Genomic DNA, 22514 nt, shown 5'->3' with positions numbered 1-22514 from the left:
AGACACCTTCGCAAAGGATTTCGCCAATCTCCAGCGTTGCAGAAAACGTGCCGAGGTTGCGGCCAGCTCCTTCTCCCCGTCACTATACGGGGAGAAGATGCCGGCAGGCAGATGAGGGGCAGCACCGACATCGACGATTGGCTTTTCTAACATGAGTCTATCTTAAGCGATTGCCTGATCAAACACGTAAGGCGCGTGTGCTAGCTTCGCGAACACCACAGACGATCCGGGGTAATTTTCCGATGACCAGTTTCTCCTCCCGCGTCGCTGTCGCCGCTGCTTCGATCCGCCAGATTTTCCCGGAAACGCCGCTGCAGGAAAACGACTATCTGTCGAAGAAAACCGGAGCGCGCGTGCTGCTGAAGCGCGAGGACCTGTCGCCGGTGCGCTCTTACAAGATCAGGGGCGCCTTCAATTTCTTCCGCAAGGCGCTCGACGCAGGCAACGATGCCGAGCTGTTCGTCTGCGCTTCCGCCGGCAACCATGCGCAGGGCTTTGCCTTCGTCTGCCGTCATTTCGGCAAGCGGGGCGTGGTGTTCATGCCAGTGACGACGCCGCAGCAGAAGATCGACAAGACGCGGCTGTTCGGCGGCGAATTTGTCGAGATCAGGCTGGTCGGCGACTTTTTCGACGATTGCTACCGCGCCGCCTTCGAATTCACCGAAAGCGCCGGCGCGCATACGGTGCCGCCGTTCGACCACAAGGACATCATCGAGGGGCAGGCGACCGTTGCCTACGAGATATCAGGCCAGATGCCTGGCGCGCGCATGCCCGACATCATCATGCTGCCGGTCGGCGGCGGCGGTCTGGCGGCCGGGGTGACGCATTATTTCGCCGACCAGCGCCGCGACGCGCGCTTCGTCTTCTGCGAGCCGGCCGGCGCGCCAAGCCTGAGCGAGAGCCTTGCCACCGGCAAGCGCATCAAGCTCGCCAAGGTCGACAACTTCGTCGATGGCGCCGCGGTGGCCGAGATCGGCCGCGAGCCGTTGCGGCATCTCAGGGCGTTTGCTGCTGACACAGTGCGGCTGATCCCGGAAAACCGGCTCTGCGCGACGATGATCGAGATGCTGAATATCGAAGGCGTGGTGCTGGAGCCGGCCGGCGCACTGGCGATCGACGCGTTGAAGGATTTTTCGAAGAAGGAGGTCAGAGGCAAGACCATTGTCGCGGTGGTTTCGGGCGGCAATTTCGACTTCGAGCGGCTGCCGGACGTGAAGGAAAGGGCGCTGCGTTTCGAGGGACTGAAGAAGTACTTCATCATCCGCTTTCCGCAGCGGCCGGGCGCGCTGCGCGACTTCCTCGAATTGCTCGGTCCCGACGACGACATTGCCCGCTTCGAATATCTGAAGAAATCGGCGCGCAATTTCGGTTCGGTGCTGATCGGCATCGAAACCAAGGATCGCCGCAATTTCGAGCTGCTCAACGCGAATTTCGAGGCCGAGGGCGTCCAGTATCAGGACATCACCGACAACGAGACGCTCGCCGGGTTCATCATATGAGCGCCCGAATATGAGTGCCCAGCCGAAAATCTTCGTTGCGCTGTTTTCCGGCATCAACGTCGGCGGCAACCGCATCGTCAAGATGGCCGAACTCCGGTCGTTCTTCGAGGAGCTCGGCTTTGGCGACGTCGCTACCTATGTGCAGAGCGGCAACGTCGTATTCCTTTCGGCAAAGGGGGACGCGGCCACGCTGACCAAAAAGCTGGAAGCGGAATTCGAGAAGAAATGGGGATTTTTTTCGCGCATCATGGTGCGCGATCTCGGCTGGTTCGAGCGGCTGATGGCTGAAAATCCCTATCCGGAAGTCGCCGGCGACCCGACCAAGCTTCACGCCTATGTGCTGGAGCGCTCGCCGACCGCCGACGAGGTCGCGCGGCTGGCCGAAAAATGCACCGGTCCCGAACGGTTCGAGATCAGGGGCGACGTGCTTTACCTGCATGCACCGGAAGGCCTCGGCAAATCGGTGTTTGCCAAACTCATCCCGCGCACGCTGAAAGTGCCCGGCACCGCGCGCAACTGGCGCACGGTGCTGATGCTGCTGGAGATGGCCGGCCAGAATGGCGGAGCGTAGTCGCCTACGCTGCCGAAGCCTTTTTCCAATCGAACGTCAGCTCTTCGCGGAAAGCAAAGCGTTTGATGTGGTCGGCGACGACCGTCTCCAGGCGCTCCAGCGAGCCGGCTTCGTCAGCGGTTACCGCGATATGCAGCGCTGCCGGGTCGGCATCGAGGACCGTGCGGCCCGGTGAGAGATCGATGGTGCCGTGGTTCGGATCGAACTCAACGGGAAACTTGTGCGCCCAGTGCTTGCAGAGCTGCTGCAGATAACGGCTCGCATGTTCGGTAGCGACATCGACATGGCTGGTCGGCATGAATGGATTTCTCCTGAGGCAAGCGCGCATCTTTGGATGCGCCAATTCCGAAGCGGGCGCGATGGCCGAACAGATAGGCGCGATTCCGAAAAACGCCATAGATCGTCCGGCTTGGTCGTGCCCGCTCTCGATCTTGTGGCCGGTTACCAGCTTCCGGTATTGGGCATCGACGCCCAGGGCTCGGCCTTGGCCTTGGCCGGGCCTTTCTGCAGAAGCTCGATCGAGATGCCGTCCGGCGATCTGACGAAGGCCATGTTGCCGTCGCGCGGCGGCCGGTTGATGGTGACGCCATTGTCCATCAGCTGCTGGCAGGTGGCATAGATGTCGTCAACCTCATAGGCGAGGTGGCCGAAATTGCGGCCGCCCTTGTAGTCCTCGGGATCCCAATTGTAGGTGAGCTCGATCAGCGGCGCCTTGTTGGTGATGCCGCTTTGCTGGTCTTCGTCCGCGGCGAGGAAGATCAGCGTGTAGCGCCCCTGTTCGTTTTCGTGGCGGCGCACTTCCTTGAGGCCAAGCTTGTTGCAGTAGAAATCGAGCGATGCATCGATGTCGGCGACACGGACCATGGTGTGGAGATAGCGCATATGGTTTCCCTCGAGATGTTGCGTTGCGCCGGAACATAGGGGCCACCCGGCCAAAGGGCAATTCCCGATAGCCGTCGTGCCGGCAAACAACAAATCCGGTATTCCTGCAAATGAGCCGTGAAAAAAGGCAGCTCAGGTCTTGCATACACCGGAAGCGGAAGTGTTAATCTTACGGCAAGAATCAGTTGCGGTATTCTTGGAAAAAGGGGGGCGTTCTTATGGGGGAAAAAGCCTCTTTCATGGGGCGGGACGGAACCGGTCACGACGCCTTGCGAAGGGACGAGAGCGGCGACACGGCCGATCTTGTCGAGGTTGCGGGCGCTATCAAATGGTTCGATGTGGCCAAGGGTTACGGTTTCATTCTTCCCGATGACGGCTCTTCCGGCGATATTCTCCTCCATGTGACATGTCTTCGAAAAGACGGTTTCCAGACCGCCTTGGAAGGTGCGCGCGTCGTCTGCCTGGTCAAGCAAGGTGAGCGCGGATTGCAGGCGTTCCGTGTCCTCTCCATGGATCTCACCACGGCGACCCATCCGGCGGAGATGCAGGAGCAGCGCACCCACGTCTCGGTGACGCCGGAAAGCGGCCTCGAACGGGCGCTGGTGAAATGGTTCAACCGTACCAAGGGGTTCGGTTTCCTGACCCGGGGCGAGGGCACCGAGGACATTTTCGTCCACATGGAGACGCTGCGCCGTTACGGCATTACCGAGCTCAGGCCGGGGCAGGTCGTGCTGGTCCGCTTCGGGCGCGGCGACAAAGGCCTTATGGCTGCCGAAATTCACCCGGATATGGGTACCTTGCCCGTCTCGCACTAAAGTCCCACCCCGATCGAATCGGGATGCGACGTGGTGCTTTCCGCTTGACCATGTTCTTTTTCGAACCGTAGGTTCGGGATCATGGTCCAGGACGATGGCCGAGGATTCTGAATGACTTACAGGAACTGGCTGACAACGGGCGTAGTTTGCGCCGCGATCGCCTTTGTCATCGCCACAGGCGCTTTCTTCCATTCGCAGCGACCGGCTTCGGCAGACAGCCGGGCGATGATCCTTGCCGTCGACCCGCAGCCGCTGGTCGCGGTGACGAAAGGCGGCGAACGCTCTTTCTCCGTCGAAATCGCCGACACCTCGGCCGAGCGCGAGGCCGGCCTGATGTTTCGCCAGGAGATGGCCGACGATCATGGCATGCTGTTCGTGTTCGAGGAGGCTCGGGATGTGAGCTTCTGGATGAAGAACACGCCGATGCCGCTCGACCTGATCTTTGCCGGTCAGGACGGCAGGATCCGGGCGATCAAGCAAGGCGAGCCGCAATCCGAGGCGATGATCTCGCCCGGCGAGCCGGTTCGCTTCGTGCTCGAGCTCAAGGCAGGCACCGCCGCCAGGAGCGGCATCGAGGACGGCGATTTGTTGCGTCACCCGGCAATCGGCACTGCGCACAATTGAACGCGCAGGATCGATCGCAGATGCAGTTTTTTTCCCATGACGGTTTTGATCTCGCCTTCCTCGACCGCCAGCCGGCATCGGGGCAGGGCGATCCGGTGCTCATGATCCATGGCTTTGCCTCGACCCATTACGTCAACTGGGTGTCGCCGGGCTGGTTCAGGGTGCTGAACGATGCCGGCTACCGCGCCATCGCCTTCGACAATCGCGGCCATGGCGCCTCGTCGAAGAGCTATCAAGAGGCAGATTATACGCCGGCAAGAATGGCTTCCGACGGGGCAGCGTTGCTGAACCATCTCGGCATCGAACGCGCCCATGTCATGGGCTATTCGATGGGCGCGCGGATATCGGCTTTCCTGGCGCTTTCCGATCCGGACAAGGTGGCGACGCTGGTCTTCGGCGGTCTCGGCGTCGGCATGGTCGACGGCGTTGGCGACTGGGATCCGATCGCCGCCGCCCTTCTGGCCGACGACCCTGATGCCACCAGCCATCCGCGCGGCCGCTCGTTTCGCGCCTTCGCCGATCAGACCCGCAGTGACCGCCGGGCGCTGGCCGCCTGCATTGCCACCTCGCGGGAATTGCTGGCCGAGGCCGACATTGCGCGCATTGCCCAGCCGACATTGATTGCCGTCGGCACCAAGGACGACATCGGCGGCTCGCCCGAAGAACTGGCCGCCTTGATGCCGAACGCCAGGGCCTTTCACATCGAAGGCCGCGACCATATGCTGGCCGTCGGCGACAAGACCTTCAAGCAGCGGGTGCTGGAGTTCTATGCCGAAAATCCGCTGTGAGGGCAAAGCCGATCTGTAGCGATCCGTCGCGCCCCCCACTGTCCGGCAGGACAGAGGGGGCTGTCCTTCTGGCATCAAAGGTTCTGCATCGCAGCGCGCTGATCCGGTGGTTGCGACGCGCTTTAGCAGTTGCGTAAGGTCATGCCCCGAGCGCTTCGATCGACCGCGCCATGTTTTGCCGAGCCTGAGCCTCGAACCGATGCCGGAATTCCTCGGTGTGGAAGATATGCGGGCGGGCTAGGAAGCCCTTCAGAACAGCACTGCGGCCGGCGCGCCACATCGGCTCCTCCACCCAGCCATATTCGCGGCGCACCGCCTGTTCATAGGCGTCGAACGCATCAGGCGGCGCACCCAGGATCGCCAGGTCCATGTCGAGGAACAGCGCTGCGTCGCGGACGGCATTCTCGTCGTCAAACTGCGGCAATTCATGCGTGGCGGTGGCTGATATCATCGCCGTGACGCGGCCAAGGCGCTGTTCATCGGTGCGGCCGGCGAGCTTTTTCTCGGCAAGGGCGGCACTCCTGGCCTCGTTGTCCTTGGCCCGGCTGTCGTAGATGGCGTCGTGGAACCAGATCGCCGCCTCGACCGCCTCGGGGTCGTGCAACGATGCCCGATAATGGCCGGCCAGCACCAGCATCGCCTCGATATGGGCAAGGCTGTGATAGTGGCGGCCTTCGGCCCGGTAGAGCGCGGAAAGCTCATTCTTCAGCGGCTCGTCGATCAAGGCTTCGTTTCCATGGCCGCTTGAATTTCCGTGAACCAAATCCATTTGACAAAGCACTAAGGAAAATTGAGTTCAACCGTGCTATGATCTGGCTTATAGAGCATGTCGCCCAAAAGCGCGCAGCGGTTTTGGCACATGCGCATCGTCTGTATCATACGCAGAATGCGGCCGGAGAATAGGCAAGCGCCAAGCCGGAGACACCAGATGGCCGGAGACCATTGATGAACAGCGTTACGATTACCCGCCCGTCCATGGTGAAGCCGATCGACCCGATCTGGCGCTCGATCCGCGACGAAGCGATGGAGGCGGTCAACCGCGATCCGCTGCTGGCGGCGTTTCTCTATTCGACCATCCTCAACCAGGAAAGCCTGGAGGAAGCGGTCATCCATCGGCTGGCAGAGCGGCTCGCCCATCAGGATATCGGTTCCGATCTCATCCGCCAGACGTTCAAGGCGATGGCAGCCGATGACAAGGATTGGGCGTCGACGGTGCGTGTCGACATTCAGGCCTATTACGACCGCGATCCGGCCTGCGACCGCTTCATCATGCCGGTGCTCTATTTCAAGGGATTTCATGCCATCCAGACCCACCGGCTGGCGCATTGGCTATGGAACCAGGGCCGCCAGGATTTCGCCCTCTATCTGCAGAGCCGGTCTTCCTCGGTGTTCCAGACCGACATCAACCCGGCCGCCCGGATCGGCAAGGGCATCTTCCTCGACCACGCCACCGGCCTCGTCGTCGGCCAGACGGCGGTAATCGAGGACGACGTGTCGATCCTGCACGGCGTTACGCTGGGCGGCACCGGCAAGGCCGGCGGCGATCGCCATCCCAAGATCCGCTATGGCGTGCTGATCGGCGCCGGCGCCAAGATCCTCGGCAACATCGAAGTCGGCCATTGCTCGAAGATCGCGGCAGGCTCGGTGGTGCTGTCGCCGGTGCCGCACAACAAGACGGTTGCCGGCGTGCCGGCCCGCGTCGTCGGTGAGACCGGCTGCGACCAGCCTTCGCGGCAGATGGACCAGCTTTTGCCGTCGCAGTCGATGGACCACGTCGTCAGCTTCGATATCTGAACGCTCGGGCAGGGGCTCATCGCGTCGGACGTCGGCGCATAGGGAGAGAAGGGGCTGGCCGCGACGTCGGCATCCTTTCCGCAGCGCTGCAGATTGGCGAAATCCTTTGCAAAGGCGTCTTTCTCCCCGTCACTATACGGGGAGAAATGCCCGGCAGGGCAATGAGGGGCGCGCAAACCTCAAGCGATTGCCTTGGTTCTCTCGCCAGCTTGCCTTTACATCGCCATTGTCGACGTGCCAGAAGCGCGCTCAACGAGCAAGACCGACGATCGGAGAAGACTTTTGAAGCCGGACGAAATCAGAAAGCTGGACGCCTATTTCAAGCGCGTCTTCCAGAACCCCAAGCTTGAAGTGAAGGCGCGGCCGCGCAAGGACGATTCGGCCGAGGTCTATGTCGGCGACGAATTCCTCGGCATCGTCTTCAAGGACGAGGACGACGGCGACTATAATTTCTCGATGGCGATCCTTGACATCGATCTGGCCTGAGCCGGGAGTTTGCGACTGGCGGCAGGCAGCCCCATACCTCCAGGCGCTGCGGCGGTGCGGAACTTTGCGAGATGCCGGAGGGACAGCGCCCCCTCTGTCCTGCCCTCTTTGCCACCACTTGACATCTCCCCCACGAGGGGGGAGATCGGCTGTCACCACCGCTTTCGCCAATATCCACCGTCGTAGGTGTGGCAGGGCGCCGAAGCTGCCAATCTCCCCCCTTGTGGGGGAGATGTCCGGCAGGACAGAGGGGGCGCTGTCCAGGGCGCTGTCCCGCCAGCGTCGCGCAACTTATGCGCTGCTACGGCGCTCAAAAGTCACTGAGCGGATCCTCGCGCGGTTCGCTTCGCCCATCATCCTGGCGCCCTGTCTCCAGCATACGCGTAGCCTCGGCGGCGATGGCTGCGTCCAGCGCCTGCCAGCCGCCCAGAAATTCCATGGGAAAGCGGTAGGTGAGGCTGAGACTGTCGCCGACCAGAATGTCGCGTTCGCAGGGCGCCAGCGATTGCGCGCCACTCGGGCCGCTCAGGCAGCGGGCCACGAACGGGTCCTTGCCCCGGCGATTGCCGACCGCCAGCACCTCGTTGAAATAACCTGATTTTTCACTGAAGCCGTAGAGCGTCGTGCCGCCCGGGCCGGGTGTGCCGGGCTGCACGATCAGTGCGCTGTAGATCGGCGCGAAGCGGCCGCTCATGTCACGCGACATGACCTGTCGTTCGAACGACAGAAAGATGATGCTCTTGCTCGATCCGGTGTGGTTGAAATCGTCGCGGGCAGCCTCGCTGTAGCCGTCCATCTCGGGATAGCGCAGATAAAGGTCGAGGCGCGAGGCGATACCGTCGCGCCGGGCCTCGTCGAAGCGGATAACATTAGCCGGCACGGCGATGACATTGTTGCCGATCACGACCTCGTGGATGGTCGTGTCGTCGGTGTATCCGGCCATGGCGATCGAGCGGCCCAACCATTTGCCGCCAAGGCTGATCGTCACCGAAAGCACTGCCAGCGCCGCGAACACGTAGAACACCCGCTTCATCAGCTTGGAATCGACGACGGTGAGTTGCGGACCGTTGGCGGTGGCTGCCTGCTTCATCACGATCCCCAATTTCGGCCGCCTGCCCCAGGGCGTCTGTCCCTTGCGGTGTCCTTAGGCGGCACATGTGGCGCGGCACGGCTCTTGCAACGGGGCCTGTCGAACACGACTGTGCGATTTCATGGTAAATGGAAGGTAAAGATGGGTCCGGTCGAACACACACTCTTTGCTTTTATGGTTGGGCTGACGGCGTGCGGCCTGGCCGGATCGGCTATGGAACTGATATCGGGCCGCCGACTCGCCTTCGTCGAGCCCTATGTGTCGCCGGCGCATGTACTGCGCTCGCTCGTCGCGACGGCTTGCGCCGGACCTTTGATGTTCGCCAATGAAGCCCTCGACGCCTGGCGGCGAGGCCGCATTTCCGCCCCGGCGCTGATCTCTTGCGGTTGCACCGCGACGATCTGGGCGTTGGCGTTGGGCGTCGTGCTGATCGACATTGGATCCCGGGCGGGCATGCTCCTAGGTTCGGGTGACTTTTCAGCGTGAGACGAATCGGGAGAGAAAAATGCCGCTCTATGCAATCGACGGAAAAGCCCCCGTTTTCGAGGACACGGACAGCAATTGGATCGCGCCCGACGCCACCCTGATCGGCGATATCAGGGTCGGCCGCAACGCAGGCTTCTGGTTCGGCGTCGTCATTCGCGGCGACAACGAGCCGATCGTTATCGGCGCCGACACCAATGTGCAGGAGAACACGGTCATGCACACCGATGAAGGCTTTCCCCTGACCATCGGGCAAGGCTGCACGATCGGCCATCGCGCCTTGCTGCATGGGTGCACGATCGGCGACAACAGCCTGATCGGCATGGGCGCCATCGTGCTGAACGGCGCGAAGATCGGCAAGAACTCGCTGGTCGGCGCCGGCGCACTGATCACCGAAGGCATGGAATTTCCCGATAATTCGCTGATCATCGGCTCGCCCGCGCGTTTGATGCGAGAGCTGGACGATGCCGCGGTCGCAAGCCTGCGCGCTTCGGCCGCGCACTACGTTGCCAACGGCAAACGCTTCAAGGCGGGATTAAAAAAGTCTGTGGTCAGCCTCAGTGCCAGATCGTGATATGGGGAGGAACGCAGGTGCCATCCAATATTGAGCGATATCAAAAAGACTTGGAGAGGCTGGTCAGGCAAGGCGGGAAACTGACACTGTCCATGCAGAGGCTTTATGAAAAAGAAATTCCCTCAATCACTGACATGTCGGAAGACGAACTAAAGAAGCTTCCTGATTTTCACTCTGCCTATCAAGGTTGGTATTCAGAAAGCCTCGCACTGATTTCGCAGATTTTGCCCGAGCGAATGGACGACTTTCGAGCTTACTACTCGCCAAAAACGGCACGAAAAGAGATACTATGGTCGAACTATACGATCAGCGATGCCCTTCGGGGAACCTCAGTTGGCCGGGGTGGAAATATCTTGGCAGAGCCAAAACACGGGATCAATCCGATGTACCAGCAGTACAACATGGTTGCTGGCCTGTTGGGACGGTTCGCATCAACGCTCTACGATATCAAGACTTTGCTTCACGCTGACCTGTTGGACGATGAGCTTGAACAAGCTGAGATACTGAACAAAAATGGCTTCCAGCGGGGGCCGGCGCCATGGCCGGAGTGGTGTTGGAGGGACACTTGTCGGCAGTTTGCGACCGCCACGAGGTTTCTCCCAAAAAGAAAGATCCTGCAATTTTCGACCTTAACGATGCGCTGAAAGCGGCCTCAATAGCGGATGTGGCGCAGTGGCGCTTTGTTCAACATCTCGGCGATTTGCGGAACAAATGCGATCACAAGAAGCAAGCGGAACCCACTAAAGAGGAAGTGCTGGTATTAATCGAAGGGGTTCGCAAGATTACAAAGACCTTGATCTGATCATGTTTGAGCGCATTCGCAACTCGGTCTTTTGGCACGACAAGTTCGATCAGACTTGGCAGCATAATTCAATGTTCTTGAAGCTGCCAGACATCGGCTGGCGTCGGGGAAGACGGATTGACGAGAAAAAGGCTTACTGGCGAGTGCATGGAAAGCGAATGCAGCTTAGCCCAAGCCAAGCCGTTTATCGGGCCTTTGAAGACATTGCCGATACGATATTCGTGGAGCACGACAATAAAGAGCGAATGGAAGCCACCTGGGTAGAACTCGCCCAAGCTCTATACTACGCAGCAGGGACTGCTGATTGGGAAGGGCCATACGTCTCAGCAGAACAGCGTCTGTCTCCGCGCTGGCAACCCTACTACCAGCGTTACCGAGCAAAGCGCCCCACCGCAATTTTGATGTGCAGGCTTGCGCGGAGGTCCGAGTGAAGCCAAATTGCCTGAACGTCACGGCTGACATCACCTGAAACTAATTTCTGCCATCCTTCGTCAATCAGCGGACGGTCGAACCGGTAGGACTGGATTTCATTCGTGCGTTGCTCTTTGTCCCATTTGTCGGCTTCGCGCCAAGTGTCCATGCGTGACTTTGTGTTTTGGATGGCAGTTTTGCGTGACAATGGGTTTATGCGGGAAGAAGTTGTCGTCGAAGAGCATCTCTACTGCAATCAACGCACCTGGCTTGAAAGCCGCGAAAATCTGAGTAGCGAAATGAGGGCACTGTTGGACGCTCTTGCCGGGCGATAGGACTGCTTGCCCCCGAAAAGTGGAGCCGGCCCGGGGACGGGGCCGGCTCCTAAAACCCGGTCGTTGGGGACGGGGAGGTGGGGCTCGACCGGGTTTTTGCGTCGCGTCCTTAGCGGACGCTGGCAACCGCGCCGGAGCGGCCGTCGTTGATCGTTACCCAAGCGCCCGAATTCTGGCTCGATTGGCGCTTCAGGTAGGTGTAGTCGGTATTGGTCCAGGACAGCACCCTGGTTTCGAGATTATCGAGGATGAACTCTCCGAGGCTGGTGCGCACGGTCAGCACCGCGTGGCCGTCTCCGTTCGGCTGGCGCGCAACCGTCATCAGCAGGTCGCCGGCCGGAACGCCGATGCTCATCAACGCGCGGCGCTTTTCCAGCGCATAGTCCTCGCAGTCGCCGAATTCGCTGTTGGAATAGGACCAGACCTCTTCCTTGCCCCACAGTTCCATATCGGTGCGCGGCGTGATTCTGGTGTTGACCGAATTGTTGATGCTCACGATCTTCGCCCACAGCTTGCGGGTCAGCTCGATTGGCGCCCGCTTCGGCGTCCGCTGATTGCATTCCTGCGGAATCTTCTGGCAGAACTCGTAATGGCCGACCGGCTGTGTGGTGCGGCTGCCGGTGTGCATGAAGGCAGGTCCCGCTGCATACGCTGTTCCCCAGGCGGTAAGCTGCGTCGCCATTGCCAAGAGCAACAGCTTGCCCCTTGTCTTCTTCATCGTCCAGTCTCCCCGTTTGAGGAGACAATGACACGATTGGATTTATTCGACGCAAAGGCTCGAAGTAGACATTAAGTAAAACGCCTATAGAATAAACATAAAATTTGAAACATTTCAGTATAAAATTTTTGAGGCGTTTTCGCGGGGATTACAGCGGCGCGGCGCCTTGGCGCGGCATCGGTGGCAGGCCGCGTCGGCCGGCGCGAGACAACAAAAAAACCACCCGAAATGGGCCGGTTCGATTGCGGGAATGTTTGTTGTTTGTCAGGTGCCGGATGCGTTGAATTCGGAATCGAGCGTTTCTGGCCGCTGGATGACCGCGAACTCGATGGCGATGCCGTCCTCGAAATGGCGCACCACCTGGCCGCGCATGGTGCCCAGCATGACCTGGATGCCGATCGCCGGCTTGACGTCGATCTCGACGGCGGCGCCCGAAAGCGACAGGTCGATGATGCGGCACTGGTATTGGCGCCCATCGCCGAGTTGAAGCACGCTGTTCGGATTGCGCGGCGACACGCGTTCGTGGCGGCGGTCTTCCGGCAGATCGAGCTCGTGCTTGTTGGCAAGCCAGGTCAATTGCGCTGCAAGCTTGTCCTTCTTGCGTTCCGACGCGATGACCGTCATCGCGAAACCGTCCTGCAAGATGCGGGTGACGACGCCTTCGATGCGGCCGATGTGATCGATATAAGCGATGACTTTCTCGCCCGGCATGCCGATGCGCTCGGTGCGAAGCGCTACATTGCCCGGCGACATGTCGACCACCTGGCACGGATGTTCGGTGCGATCCTCCAGCATGAAGCGTCCGTAGATCTTCACGCGGACGCGCTGAAAGTTACGCCTTTCAGCTTGGGACGGCGCGGTGTCGACCGCCGCTGACCTCATGACTGCCTACACCCCGTTTGGCATTCCGCGCGGTGATGCGAGGAACTTCGTCGGAAAGCTACAGCGAAGCGGGTTAACAAAGGGGAAAACCTGACGCCGCTACTTTAGGATTTTGGATTATTCCCCGCGCCCGCCGTCGAATACGACCAGATGACGGATGCGGCGCGCCTGGCCGAGCGCCGAAATCGTCTGGGGCGGATCGAGTTCCGACGGGACAAGCGAGGGAACGTCGATGGCCGGCCGGTTCTTGAGGAATATCGGTTCCTTGTCCGGATCGACGACACGGATCGAATCGATCAGGGAGTCGGCGATCGGATCCGCGCCCAGCCAGAAGGGTTTTTCAGCGGCGCTTATCACGCCAAGGCAGCGCGGATTTTCGACGCCGCCGTCGAGCGGCAGGGCGAGCAGCTCGAACTTGCTGGAACGGTCGGTGCGGCTGAAACCTTCATAGGTGATGAGCACTACGGATTTCTGATCGAAGACGCCGTGGATCAGTTTCGAGATAAGCCGCTGGTCCTTCTCGCGCCACAGCGAGGGAAAGGAAAACCCCTTGAGTTCACGGCCATAGACCGCGCAAAGCCTGGTGCCGGCGAGCCGGAATACCGCTTCGCCGCGCGTATCCTTTTCCAGGATGAATGTGTCGGCCAGCAGCGACTTGATGTCGGCTGGCTCGACTTCCGAACGCTTCGGGGCAGGGCGCCCGTCACGCAGCCGGTTCCAATAATGGAACAGCGTGATCGATCCGTTCTGGTTCATGCTATGCTGCTCCGCGCAATCTGTCGTCTGATGTCCCATCGGTGAACAGAAGGGCGCCCTCCGAGGACCTACATGCGTTGCGGAGCAGGATGCGTGCCAGCATCGTTAACACTTGTTCACGGGTCGGGGCCGTTAAGGTTAACAAGTGGTTTACGTTGCGCTCCGCCCAGGCCCGTGGCACGTTAAAACCACTCCAGAAGCGGTCGTTTCGCAGCGATCGGCAGCATTTCAGTCAAGAGTTTTGGGGAGCACGGGGGCTCGACCAGCCGTTCAAGGGCAACCTTGGACGGCTTCTTTTTGATTCGCGCCAATTTTGATTCGCGCCATTTTGATTTGCGTGGGGCGATTCGCCCCTTTGTGAATCGGGTGACCGTGATCTACATGCTCGCGAAGTCGAATCCAGCGACTGAGTGCGAGCCATATGAGCGAACCAGCAAGCCCCTCGGAAATCGAACAGGGCGAGGGCGGACCTGTCGACCGCGAGCCGGAGCCGCGCCGCGAGCCGGTGTTCAACATGCCGCCCGTTGTGCTGGCGGTGATCGGCATCTGCGTCGTCGTTCACCTGATCCGGTTCTACTGGCTCACCGACGACCAGGATTTCTCCCTGCTGATCCGGACCGCCTTCATTCCGATCCGCTATTCCGGTCGCTTCGACCTCGATTTCTACGCGTTTTCGAGCCCATTCACCTATGCCTTCCTGCATGGTGGCTTTGCACATCTAGCCATCAACATGGTGTGGCTGGCGGCTTTCGGCTCACCGCTGGCGAACCGCTTCGGCGCGCTTCGTTTCAGTTCTTCGGGGCGACGGGGCTGGCGGCGGTACTGCTGTTCTGGGCGGTGCATCCGCTCGGCCAGACGCCGCTGGTCGGCGCATCGGGGGCGATTTCCGGCATGATGGGGGCCGCCGCCCGCTTCGGCTTCCGCATCGACCGCTCGTCCGGCAAGGCCGCCTTCGCCGGCGCGCCGCTGCCGATGGCGGCAGTGTTCCGCTCGCGCGGCGTTGTGACTTTTCTTGTCATCTGGATGGTGATCAATCTCGCCACCGGCCTCGTTGCCTTCGCGCCCGGCATCGACAGCCAGATCGCCTGGGAGGCCCATATTGGCGGTTTCGTCGCCGGTTTCTTCGGCCTGCGGGCTTTCGATCGGCGGCAGCAGGCGGATGAGTTCAGGGCCTGAAGTATGTCGCCCAAAAGCATGCCCTCGGTTTTGAACCGAGGCTGCGCCGCGGTTTGCGACAACGACATGCGATGCGCATTAAGGCGCCGCACTTGAAAACCAATCGATCGCGGCGCACGATGTCTGGCACTAGGAAAAGCCGGTCAGGGCAGGAACCGGCAAGTAAAACTGAGGAGGACGCCATGACTGTTAAGGCAATTCTCGAGCAGAAAGGCCACGACGTGTTGACGCTCGGGCCGAACGAAAAGCTGAGCGAGGCCATTCGTATCCTGGCCGAGCACAGGATCGGTGCGCTGGTCATCACCAATGGCGATCACAAGATCGTCGGCATTCTTTCCGAGCGCGACGTCGTGCGGGTCCTCGCCAGGGAAGGGGCCGCAGCATTGGATATCGCGGTCCGTTCGGCGATGACGCCCAAGGTGAAGATCTGCAATGAGAACCACACCGTCAACGAGGTCATGGAGATCATGACCAGTGGCCGTTTCCGCCATCTGCCTGTGGAAAAGGACGGCCTGCTCGACGGCATCGTATCGATAGGCGACGTGGTCAAACGGCGCATCGAGGATGTCGAGCGCGAGGCAGCGGAGATCAGGGCCTATATAGCGACGGCCTGACAACTTGTTTCTTCGGCCGGCTGGCGATTTGATATGAAAGCGCCAGCTTCGGCTTTGCGCTTGTCTCTTTTTGTGGTTTGCACTAGCGAGTGACTTTCACGTCCGACGTGACGGAATTCACGCCTTGACGTGAATTCCGTCACCGATAACTCGCAGGCCATTATGACCCTCATCGACACCCGCACGCCCGACGCCAAGCGCCTGATATCAGGCGCCACCGGCGATTGGGAGATCATCATCGGCCTCGAGGTCCATGCGCAGGTGACCTCGCAAGCAAAACTGTTCTCCGGCGCCTCGACGGCTTTCGGCGCGCCGCCAAACGCAAATGTCAGCCTCGTCGATGCGGCGATGCCGGGCATGCTGCCGGTCATCAACGAGGAATGCGTCAAGCAGGCGATCCGCACCGGCCTCGGACTGAAAGCCGAGATCAACCACAAGTCGGTCTTCGACCGCAAAAATTATTTTTATCCCGATTTGCCGCAGGGCTACCAGATCTCGCAGTTCAAGCAGCCGATCGTCGGCGAGGGCAAGGTGATCGTCTCTGTCGGCCCGGACCGGCAGGGCGAGTTCGAGGACATCGAGGTCGGCATCGAGCGGCTGCATCTGGAGCAGGATGCCGGCAAGTCGATGCACGACCAGCATGCGACGATGTCCTATGTCGATCTCAACCGCTCCGGCGTGGCGCTGATGGAGATCGTCTCCAAGCCCGACATGCGCTCCGCCGATGAGGCAAAGGCCTATGTCACCAAGCTGCGCACCATCGTGCGCTATCTCGGCACTTGCGACGGCAATATGGACGAAGGCTCGCTGCGTGCCGATGTCAACGTCTCGGTGCGCAGGCCCGGCGGCGAATTCGGCACGCGCTGCGAGATCAAGAACGTCAACTCGATCCGCTTCATCGGCCAGGCTATCGACTACGAGGCGCGCCGCCAGATCGCCATCCTCGAGGACGGCGGCAAGATTGACCAGGAAACGCGGCTGTTCGACCCCAACAAGGGCGAGACGCGCTCGATGCGGTCCAAGGAAGAAGCGCACGACTACCGCTATTTCCCGGATCCCGACCTTCTGCCGCTGGAATTCGACCAGGCCTATGTCGATGCGCTGGCAAAGGATCTGCCTGAACTGCCCGACGCCAAGAAGGCGCGGCTGATCTCCTCGCTCGGCCTGTCGACCTACGACGCCTCGATCCTGGTGTCGGAAAAGGCGGTCGCCGACTATTTCGAGAAGGTGGCCGCTGGTCGCGACGGCAAGCTCGCCGCCAATTGGGTCATCAACGATCTGCTCGGTGCATTGAACAGAGCCGGCAAGGGCATTGAAAACGCTCCGGTTTCGCCCGATCAGCTCGGCGCGGTCATCGACCTGATCAAGGAGGGCATCATCTCCGGCAAGATCGCCAAGGATCTGTTCGAGATCGTCTGGAACGAAGGCGGCGATCCGCGCCAGCTGGTCGAAAGCCGCGGCATGAAACAGGTCACCGACACCGGTGCCATCGAAAAGGCGGTCGATGAGGTGATATCAGCCAATCCCGATAAGGTCGAGCAGGCGCGCGCCAAGCCGAGCATGGCCGGCTGGTTCGTCGGCCAGGTGATGAAGGCGACAGGCGGCAAGGCCAACCCGCAAGCGGTCAACGACCTCGTCAAGGCCAAGCTCGGGATCGAATAGCGCAATGAACGCAAGACCACGGCCGCGCAATCAGGCAGGCGTCTCGTCGGCGCTGCTGGTCGCAGGTGCCGTGCTGCTTTTCGTCGGCACGCTGCTGCATCCGATGCATGAGGACCCGAATGATGCGCTTCGCGCCTTCGGTGAGTATTCCGCCGATCACAATTGGCTTTTTAGTCACATGGCTCAACTTGCCGGTGTCGTGGCGATGGTCGCCGGCATGCTGTTGATCATTGGCCGTCTGTTCGACGGTCCGGCGCGGGATTTTGCTCTGCTCACCATTGTATTTGGCGCGGCGTCGCTTGCGGCTGCGGCGGCTTTGCAGGCAGTCGACGGCATCGCGCTGAAGGCCATGGTCGACGCATGGGCCGTGGCCGACGATGCCGCAAAGGCATCGCTGTTCAACGCTACCTTTGCGGTGCGGCAGATCGAAATCGGCTTTGCCGCGGTGAGCGCCGTGCTGCTCGGCCTGACCGTCCTGCTCGCCAACATCGCGTTGCAGCAGGCGAAGCACTGTCCAGTCTGGATGTCGTTGCTCGGCAGCGCGGGGGCCGTTGGCGTCTTGATTGGCGGCGTCGCCACGGCGGCAACCGGTTTCTCCGATATCGCCATGGCGGCCAACATCCCGGGCAGCCTGGTGCTCCTCATTTGGGTCGTGCTGCTTGCCGTGATCGAACTCAAACGCAAGCCTGTCGAAGCATAAGGCGAGCCGTCAGCGAGAAAACCGATGTTCGTCCGCACTGCCAGCGAACGCGATCTGGTTGCCATCCGGGCGCTGCTGGTCGAAACGTGGCATGCCACCTATGACGCCATCTATGGTGCTGCCAAAGTCACCGAGATGACAAATGAGTGGCATTCGATCGCTTCGCTCAAGGCGCGGCTGACACGGCCGAACTCCGAATTCCTGGTCGCAGACGACGGCAAGCGCATCGGCGGCATGGCTTTCGCCGCAGCCACTACGGATGCGAAGATCGTCATGCTGAACCAGCTCTACGTGCATCCGAACTTACAGAGGCAAGGGATAGGCCATTCGCTGCTGGAAGAGGTCGAGGCCAGCTTTCCGGAGGCGCTGACGCTGCGTGTCGAAGTGGAAGAGGCAAACGCTCCGGCCGTCGCCTTCTACCGCTCGAAAGGGTTTTTGCCCGCCGGGAACACCGCCGACTGTGGCGGTGGCTCAGGGCTGCCGGCGCTGATTTTGGAAAAGGCGATCGGATAGATCTGACTGCCCGGCCACGTCGAGGTCAGCAGCGCTTTACGGGCTACGCCGGTCGGCTGCGGGTAGCCATGACGTCAATGCTGGCTTTTGAGGACGACAAGATAGCCGCGCTCGACGTGAAGGCGGAAAGCGATTTGCTCTGAAATCCCGGCGTCCTTGGATTTGTCGATGACATAGCCGACAGGATGGGAGCGAAGCCATTCCTCGGGATTGTCTGTTCTTTCGAGCGGCTTCTGCAGCCGGGCAAGAAAGCCGACCTCGTCCTGATAGTCGAAGGCGATAGCCCAGTCCGCATTCTTTCGCTCGTCGATGAAGTTGGCCAGCGGCATGAGATCTTCGCGTTTGAAAGCGGTCGCTGATGCCGCGGCATGACCGATGCCGAAAATGGCGAGCAGGACGAAAGCCGAGTTTCTGAGCTTCGCGAGGGGAATCTCCGCCATGAAATACCCAAACAGGATGGTCGCAAACGGCAACATCGGCACCACATAGTGAGGCTGCTTGCCAGATATGGCGCTGAAAACCAATAAAACCGCGACGAACGAGAACGACAGCAGGCGCAGCGCCCGCAGGTCCGGCGATCTCGTGTCGATCAGGCCACGTATCCGGGCGCCCAGCTTCAGCCGCCGCACTTCGGGTATGAAGATCCACGGCATGAGCATGATCGGCAGCAGCACGATATAGAAATAGAACGGCCGGCCATGGGAGTTGTGCAGGTTGCCGGTGACACGCCCTGCCGACTGGTTCCAGACAAGGTCATAGACGAAGTTGCCTTTCGTCTGGATGGTCGCCGGCACCAGCCAGATCGCCACCGGGATCAATGCAGCGAGAATTGCCAGACCTGCCCCGGCGAGGAATGTCGGGGTCGTCAGCCCGGCCTGCCGATCGCGCCAGAACGGATAGAGCAGGATTGGCGCGCCGACATGGATCAGCACCACCGGACCTTTCGTCAAGACACCCAGTCCGATGAACAGGCCCGCCAGCACGGCGTGCCAACGGTTGCCGCTCCTGGCAAAGGCAAGCAACGACAAAAGCGCGGCGAGCACGAAGACCGTCAGCAGCATGTCGAACAGGATCAGCGTCGAATAAATCACGAAGACGGTGCTGCCGGCGACGAGCCAGGGGATACGGCTTGCGATGTCGTCGCGCCCGGGAAAGAGGGTTTTAGCCAGACGCGTCGTCAGCCAGATGACGAGTGACGAGGCGACGATGATGACGAGCATCGCGGCAACCCGGCTTGCGCCGAAAATGCCCCAGGCCAGGTCGATAAGCCAGAACAGCAGCGGCGGCTTTTGCAGATAGGGCGCGAAATTCATCGTCGGAACGAAGATCTGGCCGCTCAGATACATCTCCCAGGTGACGCTGAGATATCGCGTTTCATCGACAGGCAGGAGCGGCCGAAAGCCGAGCGCGATGCAGATCAACGCAAGCAGGAACAGATAGGGGAGCAGCCGCTCGACTTGTGCCGGGTTCAAGATTGGGGATCCGCGCCAGAAATCATTGTCGTTCAAGCCGAGCATGTCCTTCCAGCCGAGCAATGATGCTGCGCTCCTGGAGCGCGCAGCACCGCATCATGATTTTGGCCGAATTGTAACGGAATCGGCTCGGTTCTCCGGATTTTGGCAATCAGCCATGCATCTTGTGCCAGAAATCCGAGGGACGGTGTCACACCCGATATTCCGCCGTGGCAGAGGCCAAGTCCTCCACATCGTCGGGGCGAACCATTGTATCGGGCAGGCGTGTTTGAGGCGGGGCCACTGTTCTGCAATTCTTGCCTGAATTTCTTTCTCGGCTGGGGTGCGCAAAGATGCTCGCAGGCATGAATTCACCAGTGGCTAACGCTGCGGCAAAAAAGCATGGTGCGACGCACAAAAATGTTGCAATGCAATGCAGATACCGTAACGTCAGGGTCCTAGATGAACGAGACGGCTTTTTTACAAAGGTCGCCCGCCGCAAAGGATGGAAACTATGACCAAGACCGCTGATAAAACTGCTGAAGTCATCGAGAACGTGGAAGTCCCGACCGAGGTAACCGATCAGTTCCGCGCTGTCGCCGAAAAGGGCGTCGAGCAGTCGAAAGAAGCCTTATCGAAATTTGCGACCGGCGCCGAGGCGACCCAGAAGGCCCTCAAATCGTCCATTGAAACAGCCAAGGCCGCCAGCGATGAACTGTCGCTGAAGACGATCGCCGCTGTGCGCGCAAATGTTGAGGCCAGTTTTTCTCACCTCGAAGCCCTGGTTGCCGTGAAATCGCCCTCCGAGTTCATCGAACTGCAGACTGCCTTCTTGCGCCAGCAAGTGGAAAAGACAATCGAGCAGGGCAAAGAGTTTCAGGCGGCGGCGACGAAAGCCGCAGAAGACGTATCCAAGCCGATCAAAGATGTCTACGAGAAGGCGATGAAGAACCTCAAGGTCGCCTGATTGGCCTAGGCGGAGGGAACTTCCACATTGTCGATCAGCCTGGTCTTGCCCAGCCAGGCGGCTGCGAGCAGGCGCCCGTCGCGGTTTCGCCGCCACGGGGCGAGCGTCAGGCTCTCGCGCGCCGCGACATAGTCGACTTTGTCGAAGCCGGCCTCGACGAGCGCGCGGCTGGCCTCGGCGGTCGCGCTGCCTTCATCCGCGCCTGCCGCAAGTGCCGCCGCCGCCCGGCGCAATATGGCGTTGAGCTGGCGCGCCGCCTTGAGCTCGGCATCGCCGAGATAGGCGTTGCGGGACGACATGGCGAGGCCGTGCGCGTCGCGTATTGTTGGCGCGCCGATGATGTCCACCGCCAGATCAAGATCGCGGCAGAGTTGCCTGACGACGCAAAGCTGCTGGTAGTCTTTCTCGCCGAAGACCGCGCAGTCGGGCGATGCCTGCAGGAAAAGCTTTGCCACGACCGTCGCGACGCCGTCGAAGAAGGTCGGCCGGAAATCCGATTCCAGCCCGGCGGCTGGCCCGCCGACCGCGATCGTGGTGGCGAAGCCGGCCGGGTACATCTCCGCCACACCAGGGGTGAAGGCGAGTTGTGCGCCGGCCTCGGCCAGCCGATCAAGGTCGCGGCCGAGCTGGCGCGGATATTTGTCGAGGTCTTCGCTCGGCGCGAACTGGGTTGGGTTGACGAAGATCGAGACGACGCAGCGATCGGCCTTTTCCAGCGCGATCCTGATCAGCGAGATATGGCCGTCATGCAGCGCACCCATGGTCGGCACCATGGCAAGGCTAAGGCCCTCGCGACGCCAGTCGCGGATTTGCGCGCGAAGGGCGGCGACGCTGTGGACGACGAGAGGCCGGCTCATTCTTTGTTCTTGTCGGCTGTGGCGGAAAAGACGTGGTCCGGGCTCGGAAAAGTCCGGCTTCGCACCTCCGCTGCATAGCTGGCTGCTGCCTGCGATATGACGCTGCGCAGGTTGGCATATTGCTTGACGAATTTCGGCACCCGGTCGACGGTCAGGCCGACCATGTCGTCGATGACCAGGATCTGGCCGTCGCAGTCGCCGCTGGCGCCGATGCCGATGGTTGGGATGGAAATGTGCCGGGTGAGGTCGGCGGCGACGGTCTCGACGGTGCCTTCTATGACTACCGAAAACGCGCCGGCCTTTTCGACCGCTTCGGCGTCGCGATAAAGCGCATCCACATTCTCCTCGGTCCGGCCCTTGATCCTGTAGCCCCCCTCGCTTTCCACCGATTGCGGCTGCAAGCCGATATGCCCCATGACCGGAATGCCGGCAGCGACAATCGCCGCAATCTGTCGGGCAACCGTGACGCCACCCTCCAGCTTGACGGCCTGACAACCGGTTTCGCCGACGACCCGCCGCGCCGAGGCGACGGCTTGGCGCGGCGTTGCCTCGTAGCTTCCGGCCGGCATGTCGACCACCACACAGGCCCTGGCTGACCCTCGCATCACCGCTTGTCCATGGGCGATCATCATCTCCAGCGAGGCGCCCAGCGTGGTCTTGTGGCCATGGAGAACCATGGCGACGCTGTCGCCGACCAGAAGCAGGTCGACATGATCATCGAGCAGGCGAGCGACGGGATAGGTATAGGCGGTGAGGCAGACGACCGGCACGCCGCCCTTGCGCAGGCGAATGGAGCTGGCACTTATCCGCAACTCAGGGTCGGATGCATCCGGGGTCATCTTTACCTCCTCAACCGTCAACCAGGCTGGGTACCTGCATGCGGCGCGCAGAGCTTTAGAAAGACGGGGCAGCCTTGGCAAGGCATGCCTCGACAGGACGCGAAAGGCTTGCCACGGTGCGTCGCTTTTCCGACGGCCATTTGGGCGGCTCGTGCGGCAAAACCCTTGCCTTGGCGATGGCCTGACGCCATAAGCAGGAAACGGGCGCCGCCGCTGTCGCCGCGA

The 22514-nt window shown here is 60.8% G+C and carries 26 protein-coding genes and 1 pseudogene; 17 read left to right on the top strand and 10 right to left on the bottom strand.

Features of this window, described 5'->3' with window-relative positions; genetic code table 11:
- Window positions 1-242 precede the first annotated feature (242 nt).
- A complete protein-coding gene (gene ilvA, locus NMG70_RS14700; protein WP_254025197.1) occupies window positions 243-1499 on the top strand; it encodes a threonine ammonia-lyase IlvA in 1257 nt (418 codons plus the stop codon).
- 10 nt (window positions 1500-1509) lie between these two features.
- Window positions 1510-2070: a DUF1697 domain-containing protein gene (locus NMG70_RS14695; RefSeq protein ID WP_254025196.1), complete on the top strand. Its 561-nt coding sequence runs from the start codon at window positions 1510-1512 to the stop codon at window positions 2068-2070.
- A 4-nt stretch (window positions 2071-2074) separates the two neighbouring features.
- Here NMG70_RS14695 and NMG70_RS14690 read toward each other — a convergent pair whose 3' ends face one another.
- Together NMG70_RS14690 and gloA are read right to left on the bottom strand one after the other, a co-directional pair.
- Entirely contained in the window at window positions 2075-2368 is a 294-nt protein-coding gene (locus NMG70_RS14690) for a DUF2218 domain-containing protein (RefSeq protein WP_254025195.1), read from the bottom strand.
- Between the two features lie 143 nt (window positions 2369-2511).
- Entirely contained in the window at window positions 2512-2952 is a 441-nt protein-coding gene (gene gloA / locus NMG70_RS14685) for a lactoylglutathione lyase (protein ID WP_254017994.1), read from the bottom strand.
- 218 nt (window positions 2953-3170) lie between these two features.
- Here gloA and NMG70_RS14680 point away from each other — a divergent pair, with 218 nt between their 5' ends.
- The 3 genes from NMG70_RS14680 to NMG70_RS14670 all read left to right on the top strand — a co-directional run bounded on the left by NMG70_RS14680 (window position 3171) and on the right by NMG70_RS14670 (window position 5179).
- The gene (locus NMG70_RS14680) at window positions 3171-3767 is read left to right on the top strand and encodes a cold-shock protein (RefSeq protein WP_274609391.1); all 597 of its coding nucleotides are present in this window, start codon (window positions 3171-3173) and stop codon (window positions 3765-3767) included.
- Between the two features lie 111 nt (window positions 3768-3878).
- Window positions 3879-4391 carry a DUF192 domain-containing protein gene (locus NMG70_RS14675; protein ID WP_254025194.1) on the top strand — a complete coding sequence of 171 codons (513 nt, stop codon included), beginning with the start codon at window positions 3879-3881 and terminating at the stop codon, window positions 4389-4391.
- A 20-nt stretch (window positions 4392-4411) separates the two neighbouring features.
- Window positions 4412-5179, top strand: coding sequence for an alpha/beta fold hydrolase (locus tag NMG70_RS14670; RefSeq protein ID WP_254025193.1), 768 nt, complete (start codon window positions 4412-4414; stop codon window positions 5177-5179).
- Between the two features lie 139 nt (window positions 5180-5318).
- Here the strand turns inward: NMG70_RS14670 and NMG70_RS14665 are convergent, their stop codons facing one another.
- Complete coding sequence (locus NMG70_RS14665; RefSeq protein WP_254025192.1) at window positions 5319-5948, bottom strand: HD domain-containing protein; 630 nt, start codon at window positions 5946-5948, stop codon at window positions 5319-5321.
- A gap of 176 nt (window positions 5949-6124) precedes the next feature.
- On the opposite strand from NMG70_RS14665, the gene cysE reads away from it, so the two are divergent.
- Window positions 6125-6973 (top strand): serine O-acetyltransferase, encoded by an 849-nt coding sequence (gene cysE / locus NMG70_RS14660; protein ID WP_254025191.1) that lies wholly within the window; start codon window positions 6125-6127, stop codon window positions 6971-6973.
- A 282-nt stretch (window positions 6974-7255) separates the two neighbouring features.
- The gene (locus NMG70_RS14655) at window positions 7256-7459 is read left to right on the top strand and encodes a DUF3126 family protein (RefSeq protein WP_013531334.1); all 204 of its coding nucleotides are present in this window, start codon (window positions 7256-7258) and stop codon (window positions 7457-7459) included.
- Window positions 7460-7769: 310 nt separating this feature from the next.
- Here the strand turns inward: NMG70_RS14655 and NMG70_RS14650 are convergent, their stop codons facing one another.
- Window positions 7770-8549, bottom strand: coding sequence for a hypothetical protein (locus NMG70_RS14650; protein ID WP_254025190.1), 780 nt, complete (start codon window positions 8547-8549; stop codon window positions 7770-7772).
- Window positions 8550-8690: 141 nt separating this feature from the next.
- On the opposite strand from NMG70_RS14650, the gene NMG70_RS14645 reads away from it, so the two are divergent.
- The 4 genes from NMG70_RS14645 to NMG70_RS14630 all read left to right on the top strand — a co-directional run bounded on the left by NMG70_RS14645 (window position 8691) and on the right by NMG70_RS14630 (window position 10839).
- Window positions 8691-9035 (top strand): DUF6949 family protein, encoded by a 345-nt coding sequence (locus NMG70_RS14645; RefSeq protein ID WP_254025202.1) that lies wholly within the window; start codon window positions 8691-8693, stop codon window positions 9033-9035.
- A gap of 19 nt (window positions 9036-9054) precedes the next feature.
- A complete protein-coding gene (locus tag NMG70_RS14640) occupies window positions 9055-9606 on the top strand; it encodes a gamma carbonic anhydrase family protein (protein WP_254025189.1) in 552 nt (183 codons plus the stop codon).
- Between the two features lie 17 nt (window positions 9607-9623).
- Window positions 9624-10250, top strand: a complete 627-nt coding sequence (locus NMG70_RS14635; RefSeq protein WP_254025188.1) for a hypothetical protein — start codon at window positions 9624-9626, stop codon at window positions 10248-10250.
- 160 nt (window positions 10251-10410) lie between these two features.
- Entirely contained in the window at window positions 10411-10839 is a 429-nt protein-coding gene (locus NMG70_RS14630) for a hypothetical protein (protein ID WP_254025187.1), read from the top strand.
- A gap of 424 nt (window positions 10840-11263) precedes the next feature.
- Here NMG70_RS14630 and NMG70_RS14625 read toward each other — a convergent pair whose 3' ends face one another.
- The 3 genes from NMG70_RS14625 to NMG70_RS14615 form a co-directional block, all read right to left on the bottom strand.
- Window positions 11264-11872, bottom strand: coding sequence for a transglutaminase-like cysteine peptidase (locus NMG70_RS14625; protein WP_254025186.1), 609 nt, complete (start codon window positions 11870-11872; stop codon window positions 11264-11266).
- 264 nt (window positions 11873-12136) lie between these two features.
- Window positions 12137-12754: a PilZ domain-containing protein gene (locus NMG70_RS14620; protein ID WP_254025185.1), complete on the bottom strand. Its 618-nt coding sequence runs from the start codon at window positions 12752-12754 to the stop codon at window positions 12137-12139.
- Between the two features lie 117 nt (window positions 12755-12871).
- Entirely contained in the window at window positions 12872-13510 is a 639-nt protein-coding gene (locus NMG70_RS14615; RefSeq protein WP_254025184.1) for a PAS domain-containing protein, read from the bottom strand.
- A 421-nt stretch (window positions 13511-13931) separates the two neighbouring features.
- Here NMG70_RS14615 and NMG70_RS14610 point away from each other — a divergent pair.
- The 5 genes and pseudogenes from NMG70_RS14610 to NMG70_RS14590 all read left to right on the top strand — a co-directional run bounded on the left by NMG70_RS14610 (window position 13932) and on the right by NMG70_RS14590 (window position 18175).
- Window positions 13932-14686 (top strand): annotated as a pseudogene (locus tag NMG70_RS14610) (rhomboid family intramembrane serine protease).
- Window positions 14687-14868: 182 nt separating this feature from the next.
- A complete protein-coding gene (locus NMG70_RS14605) occupies window positions 14869-15300 on the top strand; it encodes a CBS domain-containing protein (protein ID WP_023798170.1) in 432 nt (143 codons plus the stop codon).
- A 162-nt stretch (window positions 15301-15462) separates the two neighbouring features.
- Window positions 15463-16962: an Asp-tRNA(Asn)/Glu-tRNA(Gln) amidotransferase subunit GatB gene (gatB, locus tag NMG70_RS14600; RefSeq protein ID WP_254025183.1), complete on the top strand. Its 1500-nt coding sequence runs from the start codon at window positions 15463-15465 to the stop codon at window positions 16960-16962.
- A gap of 4 nt (window positions 16963-16966) precedes the next feature.
- Window positions 16967-17662, top strand: coding sequence for a hypothetical protein (locus NMG70_RS14595; protein ID WP_254025182.1), 696 nt, complete (start codon window positions 16967-16969; stop codon window positions 17660-17662).
- Window positions 17663-17686: 24 nt separating this feature from the next.
- Entirely contained in the window at window positions 17687-18175 is a 489-nt protein-coding gene (locus NMG70_RS14590) for a GNAT family N-acetyltransferase (RefSeq protein WP_254025181.1), read from the top strand.
- 74 nt (window positions 18176-18249) lie between these two features.
- Here NMG70_RS14590 and NMG70_RS14585 read toward each other — a convergent pair whose 3' ends face one another.
- Window positions 18250-19710 carry an ArnT family glycosyltransferase gene (locus NMG70_RS14585; RefSeq protein ID WP_254025180.1) on the bottom strand — a complete coding sequence of 487 codons (1461 nt, stop codon included), beginning with the start codon at window positions 19708-19710 and terminating at the stop codon, window positions 18250-18252.
- A gap of 430 nt (window positions 19711-20140) precedes the next feature.
- Between NMG70_RS14585 and NMG70_RS14580 the strand changes: the two genes are divergently transcribed.
- Window positions 20141-20593 carry a phasin gene (locus NMG70_RS14580; protein WP_254025179.1) on the top strand — a complete coding sequence of 151 codons (453 nt, stop codon included), beginning with the start codon at window positions 20141-20143 and terminating at the stop codon, window positions 20591-20593.
- A gap of 5 nt (window positions 20594-20598) precedes the next feature.
- Here the strand turns inward: NMG70_RS14580 and panC are convergent, their stop codons facing one another.
- Together panC and panB are read right to left on the bottom strand one after the other, a co-directional pair.
- Entirely contained in the window at window positions 20599-21450 is an 852-nt protein-coding gene (gene panC, locus NMG70_RS14575; protein WP_254025178.1) for a pantoate--beta-alanine ligase, read from the bottom strand.
- On the bottom strand, window positions 21447-22289 hold the full coding sequence (panB, locus tag NMG70_RS14570) for a 3-methyl-2-oxobutanoate hydroxymethyltransferase (RefSeq protein ID WP_254025177.1): 843 nt from the start codon (window positions 22287-22289) through the stop codon (window positions 21447-21449). The genes panC and panB overlap by 4 nt, the downstream gene beginning before the upstream one ends.
- Between the last annotated feature and the right edge of the window lie 225 nt (window positions 22290-22514).

Source organism: Mesorhizobium ventifaucium, assembly GCF_935822925.1.
Classification (GTDB): domain Bacteria; phylum Pseudomonadota; class Alphaproteobacteria; order Rhizobiales; family Rhizobiaceae; genus Mesorhizobium; species Mesorhizobium ventifaucium.
This window is presented reverse-complemented; position numbering and strand designations above follow the sequence as displayed.